The 5351-nt window shown below is 58.8% G+C and carries 4 protein-coding genes; 2 read left to right on the top strand and 2 right to left on the bottom strand.

The features are described from left to right. The first annotated feature begins 529 nt into the window (after positions 1–529). Positions 530–787: a hypothetical protein gene (locus VGG64_01270; protein HEY1598200.1), complete on the top strand. Its 258-nt coding sequence runs from the start codon at positions 530–532 to the stop codon at positions 785–787. A 556-nt stretch (positions 788–1343) separates the two neighbouring features. Here VGG64_01270 and VGG64_01275 read toward each other — a convergent pair. Further along, the gene (locus tag VGG64_01275; GenBank protein HEY1598201.1) at positions 1344–2060 is read right to left on the bottom strand and encodes a hypothetical protein; all 717 of its coding nucleotides are present in this window, start codon (positions 2058–2060) and stop codon (positions 1344–1346) included. Positions 2061–2373: 313 nt separating this feature from the next. Continuing rightward, a complete protein-coding gene (locus tag VGG64_01280) occupies positions 2374–3810 on the bottom strand; it encodes a cytochrome c (protein ID HEY1598202.1) in 1437 nt (478 codons plus the stop codon). Between the two features lie 303 nt (positions 3811–4113). On the opposite strand from VGG64_01280, the gene VGG64_01285 reads away from it, so the two are divergent. After that, positions 4114–4893 carry a sulfite exporter TauE/SafE family protein gene (locus VGG64_01285; GenBank protein ID HEY1598203.1) on the top strand — a complete coding sequence of 260 codons (780 nt, stop codon included), beginning with the start codon at positions 4114–4116 and terminating at the stop codon, positions 4891–4893. Positions 4894–5351: the final 458 nt, after the last annotated feature.

Raw genomic sequence — 5351 nt, forward strand, 5'->3', positions numbered from 1 at the left:
CCCAGCAATCGGGCCGCGGCGCTGCGCGTCAGCCCCGCGTCCAGCAGCTCGCAGAATTCTTCCTGCCTGAGCACCGTCAACTTGGCCGGCCGGCCACGTTTTGTCATGCCAGAATGCCTGCGAGAAACCTGCGACAGATGCGCCATGCGTCCGGGGCGCCGACAAAGTCCTGCCCTCGCCACGTTCCAGGGCCAGCACGCGCGTCCATCTTACCGGCCCGCCTGGCCTGATTTCGAGACACGGTTGCCGCGATTCCCTCGGTTTACGACTGACCGCGGCTCCGGCAACAATATCTTTCGGCCCGTTTATTCGTGCAACGATTTCTCAACACGCTTGCACGCTCGCACGTCGTTGCGGCGGATCTTGGGAGCTTGGGACATCGACGGCATTTTACTGCGCCAGGTTACTGCTTGCCTGGCACTGATAGAATGATAGCGCGTCTTCGGTGGTGGGGGCAGGTCACTTGTGACATGGAAGCTATTTCTAATACGCCGGTGGCCCGTGGTTCAGGTGCGTGTAAAATCAGGGAATGGTCAATAATCCGCCGCAGTTCACGATTGGCCGAATGCTGCATGCCACTACATGGTTAGCCTTGGCGGGAGCAATCGTCGCCTATGCGTTGCATTCCAACGTACAAGACCAAGTCACACCTTTGGCCGCAGGCGTTACCGCCGCCTCTATTGCGATCGGCGCGTTTGGCGGGCGCACGTGGTTCGCTGTACTCTTTGCGCCGGTAACATTTTTTCTTGCCATCTTTGCTTTAATGTTCACTGCGTACATGGGCTGATCTGGCGGCGGGTCGTAGAGCCAGTAGACATGCGACCCGTTGTTCCGATCATCGGCGTCAAGATTCAAGCGACGACCCAAGGAACCATCGGTTCCACTCACCAGGCGTCACCATGCTTGCAGGTGTTGGAACCAGCGGTAGCGGGTCTTGGGAACCTGGGGAATGGTAGACGTCAGTCAGACGGGCCATGCCACCAAATCAGAACAAATGGTTGACCTATCATCCCGGCAAGCCCAAAGGCAGCTAGCGCGAGTTTCTGCCAACCCGTAAACCAGAACGCTGCAATTAGGAAAGGCGTCCACGGCAGCAGGTAGAAAGTTATCACCGCAAGGATTAGGACGGCGCATCGAACTACGTCAGGCATCATGCCTCCGAACTAATACCAGCGGCGACGGGTGTGGGGGCCCTGGGGCATGCAAACTATTGCATCGCTCACCGGCATATCGAATTCAGGAACCAATTATTCGTTGGCTCACTGGAGCCACGGTGCTTGCGAGCGTTGGGGACCCGCGGCGGCGGGTCTTATGAGCTGGGATCATTGAAGCACCATTAGTGCTCATTTCGCACTTGATACGATCCGGGCCTTTAGCGTGCCTTCCCGCAACGACTGGCCCACCACGCTTACGATGCGCGCGGTAAGCTCGTCTACTTCTTCGGTCACGACTTCACCGCTCTCCGCCCTAAGCCCATTCTTGGGAAAGTCGAATGGTGGAATCGCTCCCTGTCGTACAACAACCGCGCTGTCCGCAGGTTCAATCACCAGCAATCGTCCGGCACTAAGGTCAAGGTCGACACCTGCAACATTTAGGGTTTCTTTGTCGCCGGCTCCCTTCGCTTGGTTATTGACGATGATGGAGTAAACGACTGGGCAGTCGTGATTGCCAAGTTTGAACGATTCCTTGATGTCACCTCGCTCATCGCGGACGCGCGTCTCGTACGAAATGCTGTCAGTATCATCCGAGTATTTGTGGATTACGTAACAAAAGAACGCAAACCGAGTCTCGCGCGCCGTTTGCAGGCAGGCGTAGCTCGTTCCTGGCGAGACGTTCTCCTCAAAAGCCGTGTCGAGAACAAGCCGGAGGGTCGAATTATTACCGCTGGTACTGGTTCGCGGAGGGAAGAAAGACCCACTTGCGCTGATACCGGAGGCGCGCTGCAGCTGAGCGCATGCACGGTTGCAATTCATGCCAACCACACCACAAATCACGATCATAATGAAAAGCACGCCCTGCATTCTTCGCGTGAGCACGCGGGAGTGTTTTAGCGCGTTCATTTCGATGAACTCCACTGGATGAGGAACATCTTCCCTAGCCCATATTCGAACCAGCGGCGGCGGGTGGATTGATCTGCCATGGCGCCATCATACCGCGCCGGAACATGGATGGCGTCGCGTGAAGTGGGCAGCGATCCACATCGCTGCTAAGAACCCTATCTTCACTTGCGCCGGCGGTAAAGAGCGTGGCTACGACGCCGATAAAAAGATCACCTGTCGCCTGCCCTGGTTGATAGCCGCTACCGGTATCACGGGCGTGAAGGGACTGCGTTCACGATGCCGCATTCAGCTCTTGTCGGCTACTGTTCACGGTTCACAGCGTTTTCAAATACTCGATCACGGCCTGCTTTTCGGCTTCGTTGAATTCTTCAGGGAATGTGTGCCCCTGCGAGCTCTTGCCGAACAGGCGGGTGTCGAAGTAGCGGCGCTTCTGCTTCGGATCGGTGGTTCCGGCGGGCAGGCCGTCCATGGTTGTCACTTCGAGTCCGACCTTGTCGGCGTCGTAGCCGTCTTCGCTGCGCTGCCAAACCACCGGCCGATTGTCGGCGTGAAATAAGTGCCATAGCGTCGGCACCGCGCCGTTGTGCAAGTAAGGGGCCGAAGCCCAGATGCCATCCAGCGGCGGGGCCACGTATCCGCCCGGATCGGGAATGACCTTTTTATCGTCGAGTTGGCCGAACCAGCTCAGCTCGTACCCAGCGCGCTGGATCGGCGACAGGGCATCCAGTCGCACGCGATCTGTGCCTACTTCGTCGATCGGCACGAGCTTGTTCGGATAGGTCCACTTCTCGCCATACGTGCCGTGGCAGCGGCTGCACGTCTGCTCGAATAGCACGCGTCCCTGGCTTGCCAGGTCTTGATTGACAGGCCAAGGGTATTTCGGCGGCTCCAGCGATTCGATCCAGGCGTACAGATCCTTGAAATCGTCTTCCCAGGCCTGGAACTTGGCGGCATCGTTCTGCGGCACCAACAAGAATTGCATCAGTGCCCTATGACTTTTTGGCGCGAAGCCATCTATGTACAGATACGTCTTCTTCTTGACGTTCCACCACGGCGGCGCATCCATATCGTGGTGGACAAACTCCGGAGCGGCGTCCGGCACGCGCATGTTCAGGTTTTCGTCGCGCAGAAAGCCCAGCGCGACGCCGAACATCACGGCGTTGGTCGTGCCATTGGAATTGCCCATGGGAAAGGGAGCCGTGGCTAGCTCGATGGCCGACAGCTTCCCCTGTTTGACCTTCAGCGAACGGACTTCATCGGTAAAAGTTTGCATCGCGAAGTGCGAATTGGGCAAGCCGGGAATCGCACGCCCCAAAACCTTGCCGCCATGACACGCCAGGCAGTTGATCGACCAGCCGCCGTGACCGGCGTCGACGTATTGCATCGGCACGGGGCCGGCATGATCGGGGGACGCAGTCAGCCCGTACCGCGAGAACGCCATGTGGCGGCGTTCTTCCACGGTTGCCTTGGCGGCCTGGCTGCGGAGTGGTTCTTCCCAGAGGCGCCACAGGTTGTCGAAGACTTCCTGATCGTGGGCGACCGGAATATAGGCCTTTGTCGTCAGGAACTGATAGCCGCGCTGCGCCGCGGTTTCGGCCGCGCTGTCGCTGGCATCGGCTGCCGCGGCCGGGCCGGGGCCTAGCAGGAAGATCGCCACCAAAGCTGGGCTAATTGCGGTCAGAAAAGCTGCCACCCGCCGCGTGGCAAGGCGACAAACTCGGGTCGTCGGCACGAGTGAAGCGCGCGGCATAAACTCCTCCGCACTACGGAATCGAACGAGAAATGTCAGGCCATCGCCCGCTTGGGCCCGAGTAAACCGATTCTACTAGGTTCGGTTCAAATAGCGAGATGAATTGCGCGCAAACTATTTTTGAGAGCCGCCCTGCATGGGTGGGGCTATCGGCCGCCTATTCGGTCGCGAGGCCTGCCGGTAGAGTGACGCACCAGTGCCGAGGCGATCGGCAACCGGTCGAAGATGCGCCAGCACAGCATTAATCGCGGCCGCCAAGTATTTTGGCTCCGCCACCGTGCTGGCCACTACGCGAGATTCACGATGACGTTCGACACTATCTTGTTGTGCCTTGCGGCCGCCGCTGCTGGCGCCATTAATGCGGTGGCCGGCGGTGGCACCTTGCTGACCTTTCCGGCGCTTTTCGCCGTGTTGGGCACGTCGGGCGAGGCTGCCCGGTTGGCCAACTGCACCAGCACCGTGGCCCTGTTGCCGGGGGCCTTTGCCGCCGCTTGGGGCTATCGCCGCGAGGTGGCGATGTCGCGGCAGTGGCTTGCATGGCTCACGATTCCGAGCCTGTTAGGGGGCATCCTCGGCTCGTTGCTATTGACCGAGCTATCGCCCGATATGTTCAAACAACTCGTGCCGTGGCTGATTCTGACCGCGGCGATGCTCTTTGCGCTGCAGCCGCAGGTGGCACGTTGGACGGGCATTGGTCAGGCTCACGGCGTTCCCAGCCGGGCGGCGATCGCGGGCATCGTGTTCTTTCAATTCCTGGTGGCGATATACGGCGGCTATTTTGGTGCCGGTATCGGCATTCTCATGTTGTCGGCCCTGGCCATGATGGGGCTGTCCGACATTCACGTGATGAATGGTCTGAAGACAGTGCTCAACGCGCTGATCAACGGCGTGTCGGTCGTGTGGTTCGTCTATCGCGGCGACGTTGATTGGCACTACGCCAGCATCATGGCCGTGGCGGCCATCGTGGGCGGTTACTGTGGCGCGAGCGTCTCGCGCCGCCTGGACAAGAACATGGTCCGCAAAGTGGTCGTCGTGATTGGTTTCGGACTAGCGGCCTGGGAGTTCTATCAGGTGACGCGGTAAGCAGTAATCAGTAATGGCGAATGGCACTAGGTTAAGGAGTTTTGTCCTTTGACCTTAAAGGGCAGCTATGCGTGGCGAGAGCCGCTTTCGCGCGAAATGCCGCTGAAACTTCGTCGATGTCCTGCCTAGACACGGATTCTCCGCACTCTCGGCAGCGATTCGTGGCCTCGAACTTGTTTCCCAAGCGTCTCACTGAAATCTGGTAGGACCGTCCGTTGTGGTCGTATGACTCGGACATCCATTTCTCCTCAAATTTAGCGATGCCTAGCTAAGAACGCGTCTTCAAATTGCCTGAAACAATAAAAAGCGTTACGACCCCGCCCTCTTGTTTCTCAAGTCAAGGAAGACGGAGCCGCAACGATGTGCGCGAATTATCCCAGCGACCTGACGGACGAGCGATGGCGACTGATTCGACCGCTGCTGCCGAAGCGCAAGAAGCGTGGTCGGCCGCCGATCGA

The organism is Pirellulales bacterium, assembly GCA_036490175.1.
Lineage (GTDB): Bacteria > Planctomycetota > Planctomycetia > Pirellulales > JACPPG01 > JACPPG01.

What these genes read in the sequence shown, in the direction of transcription:
- VGG64_01280 (HEY1598202.1), bottom strand. Translation starts at nt 3,810, where the DNA reads ATGCCGCGCGCTTCACTCGTGCCGACGACCCGAGTTTGTCGCCTTGCC.
- VGG64_01270 (HEY1598200.1), top strand. Translation starts at nt 530, where the DNA reads ATGGTCAATAATCCGCCGCAGTTCACGATTGGCCGAATGCTGCATGCC.
- VGG64_01285 (HEY1598203.1), top strand. Translation starts at nt 4,114, where the DNA reads ATGACGTTCGACACTATCTTGTTGTGCCTTGCGGCCGCCGCTGCTGGC.
- VGG64_01275 (HEY1598201.1), bottom strand. Translation starts at nt 2,060, where the DNA reads ATGAACGCGCTAAAACACTCCCGCGTGCTCACGCGAAGAATGCAGGGC.